Origin of the sequence: Sorangium sp. So ce693 (assembly GCF_051521375.1) — a bacterium.
In the GTDB taxonomy this organism is placed as follows: domain Bacteria; phylum Myxococcota_A; class Polyangia; order Polyangiales; family Polyangiaceae; genus Sorangium; species Sorangium atrum.
Map to the genome: position 1 here is coordinate 9,524,436 of NZ_CP150347.1, position 17,449 is coordinate 9,541,884.

Here is a 17,449-nt window from a genome sequence, read left to right on the forward strand (position 1 = left end):
AAGCTACCATCTCGGAACCGAACCGAGGCCCCGGGAGGCCTTTCTGGAGAGGTCGCGATGTGCCGGCTCCCCCTCCCGAGGGGGGTTCGGTCGATCTGGAACCGACAATGGGGCCTCGGATGCCCGCCGGGAGAGGTCGCGATGTGCCGGCTCCCTCTCCGAGGGGGGTTCGGTCGATCTGGAACCGAACATGGGGCCTCGGGTGCCCACCTGGAGAGGTCACGATGTGCTGGCTCCCCCTCCCCGAGGGGGTTCGGTCGCTCTGGAACCGGTCCCAGGGCCTCGGATGCCTTCGCGCAGAGGTCGCGATATGCCGGCTCCACCTCGGCGACGCCAGCGCCGCCACGCCAACCCCGCCGCGCGGCCCTTGCGGCCACCCGGCTCCGGGACGCAAGCTGCGCGCATGGCACGCCGCTTCAACACGGCCGGCCCCTGCCGCCCCGATTTGCACTACATGATCCCGGCCGAGCGGCGCCTGCCCGAGGCGCCCGGCCTGGTGGAGCAAGGCGCCTATTTCGTGGTCCACGCGCCACGGCAAACGGGGAAGACCACGGCGCTCCGCGCGCTCGCCGATCAGCTCACCGCCTCCGGCCGCTGGGCGGCGCTGCACTTCTCCTGCGAGGCGGGTGAGGCGGCAGGCGACGATTACGGCGCGGCTGAGCGCATCCTGCTCAGCTCGCTCCGGGCGCGCGCCGAGCTCACCCTTCCCCCCGCGCTGCATCCGCCTGCCTTCCCCGACGCCCCGGAGGGCAACCGCGTCGAGATCGCGCTGCGCGCCTGGGCCCGCGCCTGCCCGCGGCCGCTGGCGCTGCTCTTCGACGAGATCGACGCCCTGCGAGGCCAGAGCCTCCTCAGCGTGCTGCGCCAGCTGCGCGCCGGCTTTCCCGATCGCCCCGCCGACTTTCCGGCCGCGGTGGCGCTCTGCGGGCTGCGCGACGTGCGCGAGTACAAGGCGGCGAGCGGCGGCGACCCGGGCCGCCTCGGGACGGCCAGCCCGTTCAACGTCAAGCTGAAGTCCCTCAAGCTCGGCGATTTCGACCCCGGCGAGGTGCGCGAGCTCTACGCCCAACACACGGCCGACACCGGCCAGGTCTTTGCTGAAGAAGCGGTCGAGCGGGCCATCGCGCTCACGGCCGGGCAGCCGTGGCTCGTCAACGCGCTCGCCCGCGAGATCGTGGAGGAGCTCGCGGTGCCCGCGAGCGAGCCGATCACCACGGCGCACGTCGAGACGGCCAAGGAGCGCCTCATCCTGGCGCGCGCCACCCACCTCGACTCGCTCGTCGCCCGCCTGCACGAGCCGCGCGTCCGTCGCGTGCTCGAGCCCATCCTCTCGGGCACGCTCGCGATCGTCGGCGACGCCTACCAGGACGATCTCCAGTACGCTCGCGATCTCGGGCTGATCGCGCCGGACAACCCCGCGCGCATCGCGAACCCGATCTACCGCGAGGTCATCGCCCGCGTGCTCGCCGGCGACGTGGAGCCCGTCATCCTGGCCGAGCCGAGGAGCTTCGTGCTGCCCGACGGCCAGCTCGACGTCGCGCGCCTGCTCCGGGAGTTCGCCGCCTTCTGGAGGGAGCACGGCGAGGCGCTCTCCGGCAACCTCGGCTACCACGAGGTCGCCCCGCAGCTCGTGCTGATGGCCTTCCTGCAGCGGGTGGTGAACGGCGGCGGGCTGATCGAGCGGGAGTACGGCCTCGGCCGGGGGCGGATCGACCTCCTGGTCCGGTGGCCCTACCGCGCGCCGGACGGGTCACGCGCCGTGCAGCGCGCGGCGCTGGAGCTCAAGGTCTGGCGCGAGGGAGAGAAGGATCCCACGCCGAAGGGGCTCGCGCAGCTCGACGGCTACCTCGCCCAGCTCGGCCTCGACGAGGGCGTGCTCGTGCTGTTCGACCGCCGCGCCGCGGCGGGCGACGTCGAGGCACGCACGCGGATCGAGGAGGCCCGGACGCCGTCCGGCCGGCAGGTGACGCTGCTCCGGGCCTGAACGGCCGCGGGCCGCGCGAAGCTCACGGCGCCCCGGGTCCCTTGCCCCTCGCCCCCGCGGCGCTCGCGATCTGGGCCTCGAGCGCCGCCACGCGCTCCAGCGCGGCCTCCTTCGCCGCGCGCTCCGCCTCCTTCGCCGCGCGCTCCGCCTCCGCGGCGGTCGGGAAGAGCTCCTCGCCCTCGGGCCCCGTGGCCAGCCGGAGGCGCGCCTCCTCGCCGGCGCCGATCACCCGCAGCCAGCAGCCGAGCACGCGCGCGTGGATCCGGTCGACGTTCGTCGTCTCCACCCGGACGAAGCCGCGCGTCTTCAGCCTCCGGTAGCGCTGCCACCGCACCCGATCGCGGCCCCGCTCCCAGTCGGGATCGAAGATCACGAGCTCCTTCACCCCGAGCTCCCGGTAGCGCTCGGGCGCGTCCACGTAGTCCTTGTAGGGCTCGTCGGACGAGACGACCTCGAGCGCGAAGCTCGGGGCGATGCCCGTCTCCCACACCTTCCAGCTCCGCACGCGCCGGCCCGGCGGCACGCCAGGCAGCACGTACACGTCCGGGGCCACGACCTTGGAAGGATCGAACTGCCGATAATAGATGAACTGGTCCGCCCCCACGAACCTCGGCCGACCGAGCGCCTCGTACCAGCGCTCGATGAGAGGACGGAGGAGCTCCACGATCCACGTCTGAAGGGAGTCCTCCCCCATCTTCTTCTCTACGGGATAGAACGTCGGATCACGCTCCTTGCCGTCACGGTGCGCCCGCCGATGGACCTGCCTGTGCGCCTCGGTCGACATGCCCCATCCTACCCGACCGGGGCTCGCGCATCGACCCGCGCCGCTGCGGCGCGCGGGGCCCGCTCCTCGGCGCTGCACCTGCCCGCGCGACGCCGCCGACGCGATAGGCTGCGCCCACGTTGCTGCCCCCGCGCCTCGCCCCCCATCCGACCGACCTGCGCGGCCTCCCCGCCGCGTCCCGCCGCGAGGCCCGCGCGGCGCTCGCCGTCACCGCGCTCGCCACGGCGTGGTTCGCGCTCGCGGCGGCGTGGGAGATGTTCGGCCCCGTCCTCGCCGGACATTACGCGTCGTCGGCGAGCGTCGGGATCATCGCGGAGAACATGCTCCGCTGGAAGATCCCCGGACCCGTCTGGGAGTACACAGCGAGCCGGCCGGCGCCCGGGATGTACTACTGCCACCACCCGTGGGGGATCTTCTGGACGACGGCCGCGTTCATGAAGGTCCTCGGGCGGCACGACGTCGTCTGCCGTCTGCCCGCCGTCCTGCTGAGCGCCGCGACGCCGCCCCTGCTCTACGCCCTCGGCCGGAGCATCTACCGCCCCGCCGCAGGGGCCGCCGCGGCGGCGGCGTTCGTCGTCCTGCCGATCACGCTGTCGTTCGCGAACTTCAACGCGCTCGAGGTCCCGGTCATGGCCTGGACGCTGCTCGGGCTCTTCGGCTACGTCCGCCTGTTACAGACGTCCAGGCGCCGCTACCTCGCCGTGAGCGCGCTCGGGCTCGCGCTCGGGATGCACGCCGACTGGCCCGCGTTCGTGCTCACGGGCGGGCTGCTCGCGTTCGGCGCGATCCGGGCCTACCTGCTCCCGAGGCGCGTCTTCGGCCCGCTCCCCGAGCGGCGCTACGCCGCGTGGTGGGTGCTCACCGCCTCGATCGCCGCGCTGACGGCCGCGCTCTACCTGGCCCTCTTCCAGCAGGCCGGCAAGCTCGGCGACCTCCTGACGAGCTACGGGCTCCGCTCCTCGGGGAACGCCGAGCCGCTCAGCAAGGTGCTCGAGAGCCGGCGGTACTGGCTCGAGCTCTCGTTCACGCCGATCGCCATCGCCGCCGGAAAGCTCGCCGCGATCGTCTGCGCGGCGCGGCTCGCCCTGCTCCGGCGCGAGCACGACGCGCTGCCGCTGCTCTACCTCGCGACCGCGACGGTGCAGTACGTCGTCTTCCGGCAAGGCGCCGACATCCACATCTTCTGGCCGCACTACTTCGCGGCCTACTTCTCCCTCGCCGCCGCCGCCCTCGTCGACACAGGCGCGTTGCTCCTGGAGCGCGCCGCCGCCGCGCGGCGAGCCGCCCGGATCGCGACGCCGTCGGCCGGGCCGGCGCTCGACGCGCCGTCAGGCGGGCCGGCGCTCGCCACGCCGCCAGGGGGGCCGGCGCTCGCCGCGCTCGCGCTGTGGCTCGTGCCGCTCGCCGCCATCCTGCGCGACGGGATCCCGGCGCTGCGCTATGCGCGCGAGACGGGCGGGCGCTTCAACGAGCGGGGGCACCTCATCGACTCCGACGGGGCGAAGACGGCGTTCCTGCGATGGCTCGCGCCGAGGCTGCCGGGGACGCCGACCGACGCGCCCGTCGCGATGCACGAGAGCATGAAGGCCACCTGGGCCCAGGTCTGGGCGCTCGGCGGGCGCGTCGTGGCGCCCAACCGACCCCCGCCGAAGGAAGCCCCGCCGCGCGGCGCCTACCTCGTGGACGCGCGGTTCATGCTCGATCGGGATCAGGCGAGCCTCGCGCAGCGCTTCGCCGTGACGGCGGTGGGCCCGTTCTGGGCGCTCGGCGCGGGCGACGGGGCGCGCACCTCCTCGGCGAGCGGCATCGAGGCGTTCTCGTTCCGCGAGCGAGAGCCGGGGCTCCTCGCCTGGTACCTCGTCTCGGGCACAGAGCCCGAGCGCGAGATTGTGCCGGATCCGTTCCTCACGTGGGAGCTCCGCACGCACTTCGGACAGCCGGCGGAGCCGCCGGCCGCGCCGCCCGAGACGCTGGAGCAGAAGCGGATCGCGCACAACATGGCGCTGGCCGCAGGCGACGGCGCGCGCGCGGCGGCGATTTTCGGGGAGATCAGCGCCGCGCTCGCGCCGATCGGGGCGCGGTTCGACGACGGCACGGAGCTGCTCGGGACGACGTTCCACGAGGGCGCCCGCTCGCTCCTCACGATCTTCGTGCGCGCGGGGGGCCCGGCGGCGAGCGACGTGGCGCTCGCGGTGCGCTCCCGGGTCGTCGAGCGCGCCCCGCTGTCCACGACGATGGCGGACCCGGTCGTCCGCGAGGTCGGACTGCCGACGGCGATCTCGCCGCAGCGCTGGAGGGCAGGCTTCCTCTATGCCGATCCGGTGCCGATCCGGAAGCGGCCAGGGACGGAGGTGTTCTGGGCGTCCCTGACGGCGCGCGAGCGCGGCCGCGCGCCGAAGCTCGTGGATCGCGGCGGCGCGTCGGAGGTCGAGGTCCTGCGGCTGCGATGAGCGGGCACGCGCCGCTATCCCCGTGGACAAGGCCCCGCGTTCCGGTTTTACCTTCGGGCATGAGCTCTCGCCGAACAGGGTTGGTTCTGATCCTCGCGCTCGCCGCGGGCTGCGGCGCACCACCGCCAGCCGCCCAGTCGCCGGCGCAGCCCGCGTCGCCGGCGCAGCCCGCGTCAGAAGGGCCGACCGGCTCGACGTCCCCGGAGCCGGAGACCTCGGCCCCCCCGGCGCCGAAGCCCGCGGCGCCCCCGCCGGACGCGCAGGCCCCCGCGGCGGCCACGCCGGTCGAGGCGGCCCCGCCGCCGCCGGCCACCGGGAGACCGGACGGCAACGTGAGGCCTGGCCAGGCCACCGCGACCGGCACGCTGGGGGGCAACATCTCCGAATCGCAGGTCCGCGACGTCGTGGAGAAGCACGGCGAGCTGTTCGACGAGTGCTACAAGATCGGCGTCAAGAGCTCGCCGAAGTTCACGGGGAAGGTGACCGTCAAGGCGACCATCGGCCCGACCGGCAAGGTGAACAAGGCTGACGTGGTGAGGTCGACCGCGAAGAATCAGCAGGTCGATCGCTGCGTGGCCGATACGTTCGAGAAGATGCAGTTCCCCGCGCCCCAGGGCGGGGTCACGACCGTCATCACCTTTCCCATCGAGTTCAGCGGCGTCGAGCTCGTGCAACCCTGAGGGGAGCCCTGGCCGCGCGAGGACAGGGACTTCCGGTCGGGCGTGAGGTCTCGCTGAACTGCCCGGCCCCCTGGGAGGGGGCCTGCCGGAGGCGCGCGACCATGGATGGACTTGGACGACGAGGTCCTGGGCGCGAGCTCTGTCGAAGGCCGCGTCGGGGTTGAAATTTACAATGCTTCACGGTGCGACGTCACACCGAGAGGCCATGGCACACACTGCCGACCAAAGTGTCTGTCATGAGAACCGCTATTTCGCGTTGCGCAATGCCCCGCCGGGAAGACACTATGAAGCCTCGCTCTGGTGCTTTCGGCGGCTCGCCGGGTCCGCCGCCATCAACGCTTGACCTCTTGGAGAGAGCCATGAAATCGAGATCTCGCCTGTCGTCCTTCGGTCGGGTTCCGGTCGGACATCTGCTGCGCGTCGCGTGCATCGGCGCGGCGCTGCAAGCGGCCGCGTGCTCCAGCGACGATGGCCCCAGCAGCGCCGGGGACAGCGGCGGCACGACAGGGAGCTCGGGGAGCGTGGGCAGCGCGGGCAGCGGCGGAAACGACGTCGGCGGCGCGGCCGCGGGCACCGGCGGGGACGACTTCGGCGGCTTGACCACGGGCGCCGGCAGCGGCAACAGCAGCTCGGGGAGCGGCACGCCCAGCACCGAGGACACCTGCGATGGCCTGGACAACGACGGCAATGGCATCGTCGACGACGTCGACGTCGGCGGCGACGGCGTCTGCGACTGCCTCCGCATCGCCACGCTGGGCAAACCGGGCCGGTGGGGCGACGGCGACGTCTTCGAGTCCTGGCTGAACGAGCGCAGCATCAACGGTGCCGTCGGCCTGAACGACGCCGAGCTCACCGCGGAGGAGCTCGCGAAGCACCAGGTCATCGTCATCCAGGACGTGAGCGACATCGGGCGCACGTACTCGGACGCCGAGGTCGAGGCGCTCCGCGACTGGCTCTCGAAGGGCGGCGGCCTCATGACGTTGATCGGGTACGGCCAGACCAGGGAGCGCGCGAACGTCAACACGCTGCTCGCTCCGCTCGGCGTCAGCTACGGCGAAGAGCAGATCCTCCCGAGGCGAGGCGGCGCCACCGTCCCCATCACGGAGTGGAGCGGAGGGCACCCGGTGCTCGACGGGATCGAGGCTGTCGGCGTGGACACCGGCTACCCGGTGGTCGGCGAGGGCACCACGCTGGCGACCGGCGACGGCTACGACGTGCTGAAGGCGCTGGAGGTCGGCAATGGCCGGGTCCTGGTCTGGGGCGACGAGTGGATCACCTACAACAGCGAGTGGGTCGATCATCCCGAGTATCAGGTCGAGCGCTTCTGGCTGAACGCCATCAAATGGATGACGCCGGCCAACGAGTGCCAGGTGGCCATCCCACCCCAGGTCAACTGAGCCCCTCGATCTTCCGCGCATCGATCACGCGGCCCGGGAGCCCTCGGCGCGCCGCGGGCCGGTCACGGTCCGGTAGAGCTCCTCGTATTTGCCCACCATCACGGCGCTGCTGAAGCGCTCGCGCGCGCGGCGCGCGCAGGCGGCGCGATCGAAGCGGGCCAGGCCCGCGGCGAGCGCGGCGAGGCGCGACAGGTCGCCCGGCGGCGCCAGGTAGCCGGTGACGCCCTCGTCGACGATCTCGGGAAAGGAACCGCGGCGAAAGCCGAGCACCGGGGTGCCGCAGAGCATGGCCTCGATGGCGATCAGCCCGAACGGCTCCTCCCACTGGAGCGGGCAGAGGACGGCGCGGGCCCCGCGCAGGAGCGCGACCTTGCGGTCGTGGCCCATCTCCCCGAGATCCGATACCCCGCTCTCCCGGAGGCGCGGGACGACCTCCTGGAGATAATAGATCTGGTCCTTGGGGTGCGCGCGGCCCGCGAGCTTGATCGGCAGGCCCGCGGCCCTCGCGATGTCGAGCGCCAGGTGGGTCCCCTTCTCCTCGGCGTAACGGCCCAGGTGCGCGAGGTAGCCCTCGTCGCTCAGGCTCGGCGGATAACGCGCCGGCGTGACGCCGTGATGGATGACGCACGAGCGCGGCAGCGGGATCTCCAGGGCGCGCTGCCGCGCGCTGATCGCCACGTACGCGACCTCCGGGTGGCGCGCGTAGATGCGCGAGCTCTCGCCGCAGGGCGCGTGGTGCAGGGTGTGCACCGCCGGGACGCGGACGAAGCGGGTGAACGGGACGGCGATCGGGCTGTTCACGTGGATCACGTCGAACCCGTCCTCGCGCGCGATCTCCACGAAGGCCCAGGCGACGTGGTTGACCTCGTCTTCCGGCATCGGGGGCCAGATCGGGCTCCCGTAGAGGGACCGGCGACGGCAGGTGACCACCGAATCTCCCGTCGCGAAGAGCGTGACCTCGTGTCCATGCGCCGACAGCCCCTCGGCCAGCTCGTGACAGAACAGCTCGGTCCCGCCGTACCCGGAGGGGGGCACCCGGATGAACGGGGTGGAGACGATCGCGATCCGCATGCTCTTTGCTCCTCGGTCGCCGCGCCGCGACCGGGGCGCCATGCTCGCCCCCGCTCGCAGCGGAGCGCATACCCGCAACCGGGACCCATCAACGAGCATGCCAGCGGGCTGCTCTCCACCTGCCCGGCCGAGGGAGCGCGCGAGGACAGCTGCTGCGCAGCAGACGCAGCGCCGCGCAGCGCGGCGCCCGCCAGGCCAGCGCGATCCGAACCAACGAGCGGCGGTGCGGCGCTTTCTTCAGGCGTCCCGTGCGTCTAGGATGCGCCCTCCCGCTCGCTCCTGCGCGCGGGGCAGCGCGGGGACCGTCGAGAGCCCGAGCGCCCCAGCCAATCTGCACACAGGTGGTCAATGACTTCGAGATCGAATCGTTACGGATCCGCGCTCGCGTTGAGCATTTCGCTGGTGGCCACCGCGGGCTGCCAGATGGCGACGATGCCCGATCGCGGCCTCATCAATGAGGACACGGGAGGGGGCGGCGGACAGGGAGGCACGGGCGGAGGGGGCGGCATCGGTGGCTCCGGCGGCAATGACGGCGGGGGGAGCAGCGACGGCGGCGGTGGCTCCGGCGGTGGCGACGGTGGCTCCGGCGGTGGCGATGGTGGCTCCGGGGGTGGCAACGGCGGAAGCGACGGTGGCGCCGGCGGAGTCGACGGCAACGGTGGCAACGGCGGCGACGCAGGAGCAGGCGGCGGCGGCGGAGCAGGCGGCGGCGGCGGAGCAGGCGGCAGCGAGGGACCCGGCGGGGGCGGCGGAGCGGGCGGCAGCGACGGCTCCGGCGGCAGCGGCGGGGGCGGCGTCCCGTGCACCGGCGACACCGATTGCCCCGCGCCCGACAGCGAGTGCGCGATCGCGAGGTGCACCGACGGTGGATGCACGACCGAGCCCGTGGCCTCGGGGACGTCCGTGAAGGTGCAGGTGGACGGCGACTGCCGCGAACGCGTCTGCGACGGTGACGGCGCAGTCACGGAGGTCGACGACGACGGCGACGTGCGCGACGACCACAGCGAGTGCACGGTCGACTCCTGCCGCGGCGGCTCGCCGATCAACGCCCCGGTCGAGACCGGCACCTGGTGCTCCCGGGCCGACGGCGGGCTGTGCAACCCCGCCGGGGTCTGCGTGCAGTGCCTCGTCGACACGGACTGCCCGACCGAGGTGTGCATCAACTACGTCTGCCAGGTCGCCTCGTGCGAGGATGGCCTGCGCAACGGCGACGAGGGCGGCATCGACTGCGGCGGCAGCTCCTGCCCTCCGTGCGGAGCGCCGGCCAGGGTGACGTCCGTCGACTATCCGGTCATCGCGGTCGGCGGCGCGCTCGTGCTCACCGGCTCCGGCTTCACCGGGGCGACGGGGGTGACCGTTGGCTTCACGCCGCAGCCCTTCACGGTCGACTCCGACACGCAGATCACGATCCCCGCGCTCTCGAACGAGACGCCGATCGGCTCGATGGACATCGTCGTGAACCGGCCGGGGGCGCGGTGGACGTCGTTCCCGGTGACGGTGATCCAGCTCCAGATCAACGAGATCGACGCCGACACGGCGGACAGCAGTGACGTGCTCGAGTTCATCGAGATCAGCGCGGGCTGGCGGTACGTGAACCTCGCCGGCTACACGCTCGTGCTCTACAACGGGGCCACGGACGGCTCCTACCGCGCGATCGAGCTCAACGCGACGACGGACGTGGGCGGCCTCCTGCTCGTCGGCAACAGCGGCGTCGTACCCGCGCCCGCCCTCGTCTTCCCGACCAACACCCTGCAGAACGGCCCGGACGCGGTCGCCTTGTACCAGGCGCTGCCCGCGGAGTTCCCCACGTCCACGCCGGCCACGGCGGCGCGCCTCATCGACGCGGTGGTCTACGGACCGGCGGCCGAGGAGGACACGCAGCTCTTGAACGCGCTGATCTCCAGCGCTCCGGGGCGCGTTCAGGTCAGCGAGGGCGCGACCTCCGCGCTGTCGCAGACGCAGTCGATCCAGCGCTGCGCCGACGGCCTCCGCGACGGCCGCCGCTTCGGGGCGGCGGCGCCGACCCCTCGCAGGCCCAACACCCTCCCCTGCCCCTGAAGGCGCGGCGTGCCGCGCCGCCGCCCAGCGCTGGCTCCGGAGCTCAGCGCTCGAGGTGGACGTCGAAATCCTCGATGCTCACGGCGAGCTCGTAGCGCGCCTCGATGAGCCCCGCGAGCTCGGGGAACCCGTTCAGCGTGTCGCGCGAGTCGATCACGTCGCCGGTCACCGAGGGGAAGACGTCGTGGCGCTCGACCACGATCGCGGCCGGCGGGCTCGCGGCGAGGTCGCGCATCAGCGCGTCGCGCGCCTCCTGCCGGGCCCACGCCGCGCGCTGCGGGACGTTGTAGAGGTAGCGCGTCGCCGGCGGGCGATCGGCGAGATCGTAGATCACCGGCTCGAAGCCCCACACGAACACGGGGCGCCCCGGCGCGACGCGCTCGCGCAGCCACGCGGCGACCTCCCGGTTCGCCGCGGCGTTGACGTCGGCGACCGACGCGAGGCGGTCGAGGCGCGCCTGGTCCCTCGCGCCCGTGGCGAGCACCGCGAGCCGCTTGGCGCAGCGCTCGATGTAGTCGTCGGCGACGTCCTTGGTCGCGGAGCGAGCGAAGGCGGTCGCGACGAGCGCCGCGAGGAGCGCCGCCGCGGCCGCCTTCACGCCGGACCGCGTGCACCGCTGCCACGCCTTCCAGAGGCCGAGCGCGGCGAGCATCGCGGTGAGCGGCCACGTCGCGCCGTAATGGTAGGGGAAGAACTTCGCCTGCATCACGACGCCGACGAGGTGCATGGCGATCACGCCCGCGAGCAGCGCCACGCCCGCCCGCTCGTGGCGTTCGGGGTGCAGCGCGACCAGGCAGGCGAGGCCGAACGCGAGCGGGCCGGAGTAGTGGACGAGCCACTCGCAGACGCCGTACCACGCCATGCCGAGCACGCTCGCTCCGCGCCACCCGAGCGCGGTGTAGTGCGGCGTGAAGACGAAGAGGACCTCCCGCAGATCGCCGAGCGCGCCCCTCAGGGCGAACCAGGCGGCGCAGGCGAGCACGGGGAGCACGCCGCCCAGCGCGATGAGCAAGGCGGGCCGGAGCGCCGCCCAGAGGAGCGCGGCCGCCGTCGATCGGACCGGCCCGGACGCAGGCGTCGCAGAGCGCGCCGGCTCGCCCTGGATCGCGGTCGGACCCGCGTCGCTCCGGCGCTGGACGGCGGCCCGCTCCGAGCCGCGCCGCGCGAGCTCGGCGAGGGCGGGCGCGGCCAGCGCGACGGCGAGCACGACGCCGCCCCCGGCGAGGGGCGGCTTGAGGAGGCCGGCGGCGCCGAAGAGCGCGCCCGACACGACAAGCGCGGCGCCGCGCGGCGCGGCTCGTGACGCGCCGTCGCGGCCGCGCGGCGTGGCGACGAGCAGCGCGGCGATGGTGAGCATGCCGCCGAACGACTCGGGCTGCGCCGTGTGCCAGAAATCGAGCTGGGCGTGCACCAGCACGGCGAGCGCGGCGGCGACGACCCCGATCCTCCGGTCGCCGAAGAGGCGAGCGGCGAGCGACGCCATCGCGAGGCACATGCCGGCGAGGCCGAGGACCTCGATGACACGGATGCCCCACTGCGCGGGCCCGAAGACGGCGCGGGCGAGCGCGTAGATGAGGAAGATGCCGGGCGGCTTGAAGTCGAACGCGTCCCTGTAAGGCATGCCGCCGTCGAGCACCGCGCGCGCGACCATGGCGTAGATGCCCTGATCGCGGCCGTAGCCGTAGGTCAGCACCTGCAGCAGCAGGAACGCGATGACGCCGAGCGAGGCCGCCCGGATCGCCCGCGCCCCCACGACGCGCGGCGGCCCGGCGGCGAGGAGCTGGCGCGCGCTCTCGCTCGAGGGGGCCAGGGGGACGGGGGCTGCGGTCGCATCCGGCGCGGCGTCACGCACGGGGCCCTTGTACCGGCTGGGGCCCGCCAGCGTCTACGTGCGTCGACAAAGGATACACACCGGACGAACACTGTGTCGTTGCTCTCGAAGGGCGGGCGGCGTATACGACCGTGCCGCCTTGCCCGGAGAGGTGAAACGGGCGCTCACGGCGGCGCGCGTTGGAGGCGCGAGAAGCGATGGTCGAAGTCCGCATGCCACAGCTCGGCGAGAGCGTGGTCGAGGGAACCGTCTCGAGGTGGCTCGTGCGCGAGGGCGACTTCGTCAAGCGCGAGCAGCCGCTGCTCGAGGTTGCGACCGACAAGGCAGACACGGAGATCCCGGCGCCCGTCGCGGGTCGTGTCTCGCGGATCGCGGTGGCCGAGGGTACCGTCGTCGCCAAGGAAGGTCTGCTCTGTCAGATCGACGAGACGGCGCAGGGCGAGGCCCAGGCGACGGCCCAGCGCGCGAGCGCGCCGCCGGCGCCGGCCGCCGCACCGGCGCCCGGCAGCAACGGGCACGACGAGAGCGCCCGCCCCCTGACGAGCCCGTCGACGAAGAAGCTCGCGCGCGAGTCGGGCGTCGACCTGCGCGACGTGCACGGGACAGGCGATCACGGCCGGATCACGCGCGACGACGTGATGCGCGCGGCGCACGGCGCGCCGGCCGAGCCGGCGCCTCCGCCGAGCGCGGCGGCCCAGCCGGCGAGCGCGGCCGCGGAGCTGTCGCAGCTCATCCAGGCGAGCGGCGGGTTCGTGCCGCCGGTGCCCGGCGTCGGGTACGGCGCGTACAAGGTGCCGCCCTACTCCCCGAAGCCCGGCGACAAGGTGGTGCCCTTCAGCCGGCGCCGCCGCATCACCGCCGACCACATGGTCTATTCCAAGGTGACGTCGCCGCACGTGGTGACGGTCGCCGAGGTCGACCTGCACGAGACGTCGAAGCTGCGCGACCTCCACAAGGACGAGTTCAAGAAGGCGGGCGTGTCGCTCACGTTCCTGTCCTTCATCTGCGCCGCGGCCGTCCGCGCGCTGCGCGAGCACCCGGAGTTCAACGCTCGAGTGCTCGAGAACTCGTACGTGGTGCTGCGCGACGTCAACCTCGGCGTGGCGGTGGACACGCCCGGCGGCCTCATCGTCCCGAGCATCAAGCACGCGGACGAGCTGTCGCTGCGCGGCATCGCGAGGAGCATCGACGAGCTGGCCGGGCGCGCGAAGTCCGGCAAGATCACGGCCGACGATCTCGCGAACACGACCTTCACGGTCTCGAACCCCGGCCTCAAGGGGAACCTCTTCGGCGGCGCGATCATCTCGCAGCCGAACGTGGGCATCCTCCGGATGGGGGAGATCAAGAAGCGCGTCGTGGTGGTCACGAAGGACAAGGAGGACTCGATCGCGATCCATCCGGTCATGTTCCTCGCGCTCTCGTACGACCACCGCATCATCGACGGCGTGCTGGCGAACTCGTTCCTCTGGCGCGTCACCGACATCCTCACACGCGGGGAGTTCGAGGTATGAGCGCGACAAGCGAAATTCAGGGCCTGCGGGCGCTCGGCGAGGTCGATCCGGAGATCGCCGAGCTGATCCGCCTGGAAGAGCGGCGGGAGGCGGACACGCTCCGGCTCATCGCGAGCGAGAACTACGTGTCTCGGGCGGTGCTCGAGGCGACGGGCTCGGTGCTGACGAACAAGTACTCCGAGGGGTACCCGCAGAAGCGGTATTACGAGGGTCAGCAGCAGGTCGACGTGGTCGAGGAGCTCGCGCGGACGCGGGTGGCCAAGCTGTTCGGGGCCGACCACGTGAACGTGCAGCCCTACTCCGGCAGCCCGGCCAACCTGGCCGTCTACCTGGCGTTCGCCCAGGCGAACGACACGATCATGGGCCTCGGCCTGCCCGCGGGCGGGCACCTGACCCACGGCTGGTCGGTGAGCATCACCGGGAAGTACTTCAAGAGCGTCCCGTACGGCGTTCGCGAGAGCGATCACCGCATCGACCTGGATCAGGTCCGCGACCTGGCGCGCGCCAACCGGCCGAAGCTCATCTGGTGCGGGACGACGGCGTACCCGCGCACGCTCGACTTCGCCGCGTTCCGGTCGATCGCCGACGAGGTGGGGGCGATCCTGGCGGCGGACATCGCGCACATCGCGGGGCTCGTGGCCGCGGGGGTGCACCCGTCGCCGGTGGGCATCGCCGACGTGGTGACGTCGACGACGCACAAGACCTTCCGGGGCCCGCGCGGCGCGATGATCCTCTGCAAGAAGGAGCACGCGAGCGCGATCGACAAGGCGGTGTTCCCCGGCCTCCAGGGCGGTCCGCACAACCACACGACCGCGGCCATCGCGGTCGCGGCGAAGGAGGCCTCGGAGGAAGGGTTCCGGGCCTACGCGAAGCAGATCGTGGCGAACGCGCAGGCGCTCGGGCGCGCGCTGGAGTCGCGCGGCTTCCGGCTCATCACCGGCGGGACCGACAACCACCTGCTCCTCATCGACATGACGCCGAAGGGGATCGCGGGCAAGCCGTACGCGCAGGCGCTCGATCGCGCGGGCATCGTGGCGAACTACAACTCGATCCCGTTCGATCCGCGCAAGCCGTTCGACCCGTCGGGGCTCCGCATCGGCACGCCGGCGGTGACGTCGCGCGGGATGGGCGCCGCCGAGATGGAGCGCCTCGCGGCATGGATGGATGAGGTGGCGCAGAACGTGAACGACGAGGCGCGCATCGCGCGCATCGCCGCCGAGGTCGCGGAGCTCTGCCGCGGCTTCCCGGCGCCCGGCATCCGGCTCTAGCCGGCCCTGCGGCGAGCCACGGCGCCGCCACCGAGGACGCCATGGAGAGCGATCTCCTGGCGTCCTCGGCGTTTTTGTGGCCGAGCCCGAGGACGCCACGGAGAGCGATCTCCCGGCGTCCTCGGCGCCCTGCCAGCGTCACTTCACGTAGAGCTGCGCGGCGGCGACGCCCGAACCGGCGGTGGCCTTCACGATGTACTTGGCGTTGATGCCGACGGGGAGCGACCAGCGGTAGCAGTTGCCGCGGCCGCCGAGCACGGCGTTCGAGCCGCTCGAGTTGTCCTGCGCCAGCACCGAGGAGCCCATCGGGATCGGGGTCAGCGCGACGAGGCTGATGTCGAGCTCGGTGATCCCCGCGCCGACGCCGACGATCGTGTAGCACTTGCCGGGCATCAGCTGGATCTGCTGCTCGAGGGTCTGTCCGGCGCTGAACTGCCCCGCGATCGGCCCTCCCTCCTTCGTCATGCCGGGCGCCTCGGTCGCAGCGAGGTTGTTCAGCGGGATCGTCGCGGCGGAGGCGAGGTTCGGATCGATCGCCGACGCGCTGCCGGAGCTGCTCCCGCCGCTCGGGGCCGGCTGCTGCCCGCCGGTCTGCTGGCCTGGGATCGGGAACGGCCAGGGAAAGCCGCCAGGCTGCGCCGTCGGGGCGGGCTGCGTCGTCGTCGGGGCAGGCTGCGTCGGGGCGGGCTGCGTGGGGGCAGGCTGCGTCGGGGCCGGCTGCTGGTACCCGGGCTGCTGATACCCAGGCTGCTGGTACCCGGGCTGCTGATAGCCAGGCTGCTGATACCCGGGCTGCTGATAGCCAGGCTGCTGGTACCCGGGCTGCTGGTAGTAGCCGGGCGGGGGCTGGTTCGCGTAGCTCGGCGGCGTGGACGCCTCCCGCTGTTGACAACCAGCAGCGAGGGCGACGGTGAGGACCAGGGCGGGCAGGACGCCAATCGTACGGAGCAAAAGAACCTCCTCGAATTTCCGGCAGAACGCCGCGTTCAATCTCACTGACGGGCTCGCGACGCAACGGGTGGCTCGCGGGGAGCTCCCCGGCGCGCCCCCCGAAGCCCGCTCAACCGAGCTCCAGGTCCGTCCGCCGGATGTCGCTTTGGACGTGGCACGCCCTCGCTTTCATCGCGCCCATCCGACGGATTGATGCTGTTTCTGCCATGATTTCCCGGGTTATTGCGGCCAGGCGCGGCTGGCCGGGGCCAAAAAGTGAGGTAGCCTACGGCATGACCGACCACGGCTCCCGAGCGAAGCCCGATCGTCCCGGAGAGTTTGCTGAGTGGTTCCTGGAACGAGAGATGCTGGCGAGCGCCGGCATGGGGATCGCGGCCGACAGGGCGCGGCTGCACCTCGGACGCGCGGTCACGTTCCTGGAGCAGGGGATGCTGCGCGAGTCGCTGGTGGAGGCGAACTCGGCCGCGTACCTCGATCAGGCGATCCGACCCGAGGCGCTGCTCATTGCGCGCATGTGCATCCTGCGGGAGTTCGTGGGCGAGCCCGGCGGCTGAGCGGCGCGGCGGCGCGAGGGGCCGAACGCCCGTGCCGGCTTGCCTGCGGGCTTGCGCCGCCGACGCAGCCGCGCAAGACGCCTCGCACATAGCCCCCGCCCTCTGGCGGGTGTATGAGCGCCGCGAGCACAGCTGTCCCAACGAGGGGCCGCGGCGTGCGGCAGGGCTGTGCGCGAGGAGGCCGCAGATGACGGTGACGGGTAGGTCGTTGGGTTCAGCAGTGCTCCTGGCTCTCTGGGCGGCAGCGCTGGGCTGCGGCGGCAGCAGCAAGGAGTCCGAGTTCGCGGACGACGCCCCGGACGCGGGGACGCCGCCGCCCCCGCAGCCGACAGCGTCCGTGCCGCCCCCGGACGCCGGCCTGCCCCCGGCGGCGGCGCCCACGGTGGCGCCCTGCGATGGAGTCCAGTCGCTCGCGATGACCACCATGTTCCAGGGCCGCGCCGCCGGCGAGGCGCCGAAGATGCAGCCGGAAGGGGCGCCCGTCTGCAGCGTGGTGCCCGAGGGACAGACGGCCTCGGGGCAGACCTTCATGCTCCAGCCCGGCTATTGCTATACGTTCCTGGCGCAGGCGCTCCCCACCGTCACCGAGGTGGACATCCAGCTGGAGCTCGATCTGAACGCCGGAGGGCAGCCAGGGCTCGCTGCGTTCAACCTGAAACCGGTGCTCGCCGTCGACTCGGACACCGGACCGACAGCCGCCATCGGAGCCAAGCAGAGCTGCTACCAATGGCCGTTCCCCATCGCGGCGACGGCCAAGCTGGTTGTCAAGGCGCGCACCGGCTCGGGACCGGTGGCGGCGCAGGCCTACAGCCGCAAGAAGTGAGCTGACCTCGCCGCGGGGGCGGCGGCGGCATCAATCCGCCCGGCCCCCCGGCGGCGGCGCGCGTTGCCGGCACGCGACGCGGGCCGC

General features: G+C 72.7%; 13 protein-coding genes. 9 read left to right on the top strand and 4 right to left on the bottom strand.

The genetic code is table 11. The features are described 5' to 3' along the window. The first annotated feature begins 403 nt into the window (after positions 1 to 403). The gene (locus WMF14_RS35615) at positions 404 to 1,984 is read left to right on the top strand and encodes an ATP-binding protein (protein ID WP_437793420.1); all 1,581 of its coding nucleotides are present in this window, start codon (positions 404 to 406) and stop codon (positions 1,982 to 1,984) included. 22 nt (positions 1,985 to 2,006) lie between these two features. On the opposite strand, the gene WMF14_RS35620 is transcribed toward WMF14_RS35615, so the two are convergent. After that, positions 2,007 to 2,768 carry a Uma2 family endonuclease gene (locus WMF14_RS35620; RefSeq protein ID WP_437324431.1) on the bottom strand — a complete coding sequence of 254 codons (762 nt, stop codon included), beginning with the start codon at positions 2,766 to 2,768 and terminating at the stop codon, positions 2,007 to 2,009. Positions 2,769 to 2,887: 119 nt separating this feature from the next. On the opposite strand from WMF14_RS35620, the gene WMF14_RS35625 reads away from it, so the two are divergent. The 3 genes from WMF14_RS35625 to WMF14_RS35635 all read left to right on the top strand — a co-directional run bounded on the left by WMF14_RS35625 (position 2,888) and on the right by WMF14_RS35635 (position 7,295). Beyond that, positions 2,888 to 5,218 carry an ArnT family glycosyltransferase gene (locus WMF14_RS35625; protein WP_437793422.1) on the top strand — a complete coding sequence of 777 codons (2,331 nt, stop codon included), beginning with the start codon at positions 2,888 to 2,890 and terminating at the stop codon, positions 5,216 to 5,218. A gap of 59 nt (positions 5,219 to 5,277) precedes the next feature. Further along, complete coding sequence (locus tag WMF14_RS35630) at positions 5,278 to 5,898, top strand: TonB family protein (protein WP_437793424.1); 621 nt, start codon at positions 5,278 to 5,280, stop codon at positions 5,896 to 5,898. Positions 5,899 to 6,257: 359 nt separating this feature from the next. Further along, positions 6,258 to 7,295: a hypothetical protein gene (locus WMF14_RS35635; RefSeq protein ID WP_437793426.1), complete on the top strand. Its 1,038-nt coding sequence runs from the start codon at positions 6,258 to 6,260 to the stop codon at positions 7,293 to 7,295. A gap of 24 nt (positions 7,296 to 7,319) precedes the next feature. Here WMF14_RS35635 and WMF14_RS35640 read toward each other — a convergent pair whose 3' ends face one another. Continuing rightward, positions 7,320 to 8,366 carry a glycosyltransferase family 4 protein gene (locus WMF14_RS35640; protein ID WP_272095537.1) on the bottom strand — a complete coding sequence of 349 codons (1,047 nt, stop codon included), beginning with the start codon at positions 8,364 to 8,366 and terminating at the stop codon, positions 7,320 to 7,322. A 387-nt stretch (positions 8,367 to 8,753) separates the two neighbouring features. On the opposite strand from WMF14_RS35640, the gene WMF14_RS35645 reads away from it, so the two are divergent. Continuing rightward, positions 8,754 to 10,424: a hypothetical protein gene (locus WMF14_RS35645; protein ID WP_437793429.1), complete on the top strand. Its 1,671-nt coding sequence runs from the start codon at positions 8,754 to 8,756 to the stop codon at positions 10,422 to 10,424. A gap of 43 nt (positions 10,425 to 10,467) precedes the next feature. Here WMF14_RS35645 and WMF14_RS35650 read toward each other — a convergent pair whose 3' ends face one another. Continuing rightward, positions 10,468 to 12,276 carry a glycosyltransferase family 39 protein gene (locus WMF14_RS35650; RefSeq protein WP_437793431.1) on the bottom strand — a complete coding sequence of 603 codons (1,809 nt, stop codon included), beginning with the start codon at positions 12,274 to 12,276 and terminating at the stop codon, positions 10,468 to 10,470. 176 nt (positions 12,277 to 12,452) lie between these two features. Between WMF14_RS35650 and WMF14_RS35655 the strand changes: the two genes are divergently transcribed. Next, complete coding sequence (locus WMF14_RS35655) at positions 12,453 to 13,766, top strand: dihydrolipoamide acetyltransferase family protein (RefSeq protein WP_437793432.1); 1,314 nt, start codon at positions 12,453 to 12,455, stop codon at positions 13,764 to 13,766. Then, a complete protein-coding gene (glyA, locus tag WMF14_RS35660; RefSeq protein WP_437793434.1) occupies positions 13,763 to 15,034 on the top strand; it encodes a serine hydroxymethyltransferase in 1,272 nt (423 codons plus the stop codon). The genes WMF14_RS35655 and glyA overlap by 4 nt, the downstream gene beginning before the upstream one ends. A 138-nt stretch (positions 15,035 to 15,172) precedes the next feature. Here the strand turns inward: glyA and WMF14_RS35665 are convergent, their stop codons facing one another. Beyond that, positions 15,173 to 15,985: a hypothetical protein gene (locus WMF14_RS35665; RefSeq protein ID WP_437793436.1), complete on the bottom strand. Its 813-nt coding sequence runs from the start codon at positions 15,983 to 15,985 to the stop codon at positions 15,173 to 15,175. Between the two features lie 344 nt (positions 15,986 to 16,329). On the opposite strand from WMF14_RS35665, the gene WMF14_RS35670 reads away from it, so the two are divergent. Both WMF14_RS35670 and WMF14_RS35675 read left to right on the top strand, forming a co-directional pair. Beyond that, a complete protein-coding gene (locus WMF14_RS35670) occupies positions 16,330 to 16,539 on the top strand; it encodes a hypothetical protein (protein ID WP_437793438.1) in 210 nt (69 codons plus the stop codon). Between the two features lie 187 nt (positions 16,540 to 16,726). Continuing rightward, the gene (locus tag WMF14_RS35675) at positions 16,727 to 17,362 is read left to right on the top strand and encodes a hypothetical protein (protein ID WP_437793440.1); all 636 of its coding nucleotides are present in this window, start codon (positions 16,727 to 16,729) and stop codon (positions 17,360 to 17,362) included. The last annotated feature ends 87 nt before the right edge of the window (positions 17,363 to 17,449 follow it).

Bases quoted from the DNA above. Each gene is read 5' to 3' on its own strand.
- WMF14_RS35630 (WP_437793424.1), top strand. From the start codon at position 5,278: ATGAGCTCTCGCCGAACAGGGTTGGTTCTGATCCTCGCGCTCGCCGCG.
- WMF14_RS35670 (WP_437793438.1), top strand. From the start codon at position 16,330: ATGCTGGCGAGCGCCGGCATGGGGATCGCGGCCGACAGGGCGCGGCTG.
- WMF14_RS35620 (WP_437324431.1), bottom strand. From the start codon at position 2,768: ATGTCGACCGAGGCGCACAGGCAGGTCCATCGGCGGGCGCACCGTGAC.
- WMF14_RS35640 (WP_272095537.1), bottom strand. From the start codon at position 8,366: ATGCGGATCGCGATCGTCTCCACCCCGTTCATCCGGGTGCCCCCCTCC.
- WMF14_RS35635 (WP_437793426.1), top strand. From the start codon at position 6,258: ATGAAATCGAGATCTCGCCTGTCGTCCTTCGGTCGGGTTCCGGTCGGA.
- WMF14_RS35675 (WP_437793440.1), top strand. From the start codon at position 16,727: ATGACGGTGACGGGTAGGTCGTTGGGTTCAGCAGTGCTCCTGGCTCTC.
- WMF14_RS35615 (WP_437793420.1), top strand. From the start codon at position 404: ATGGCACGCCGCTTCAACACGGCCGGCCCCTGCCGCCCCGATTTGCAC.
- glyA (WP_437793434.1), top strand. From the start codon at position 13,763: ATGAGCGCGACAAGCGAAATTCAGGGCCTGCGGGCGCTCGGCGAGGTC.
- WMF14_RS35655 (WP_437793432.1), top strand. From the start codon at position 12,453: ATGGTCGAAGTCCGCATGCCACAGCTCGGCGAGAGCGTGGTCGAGGGA.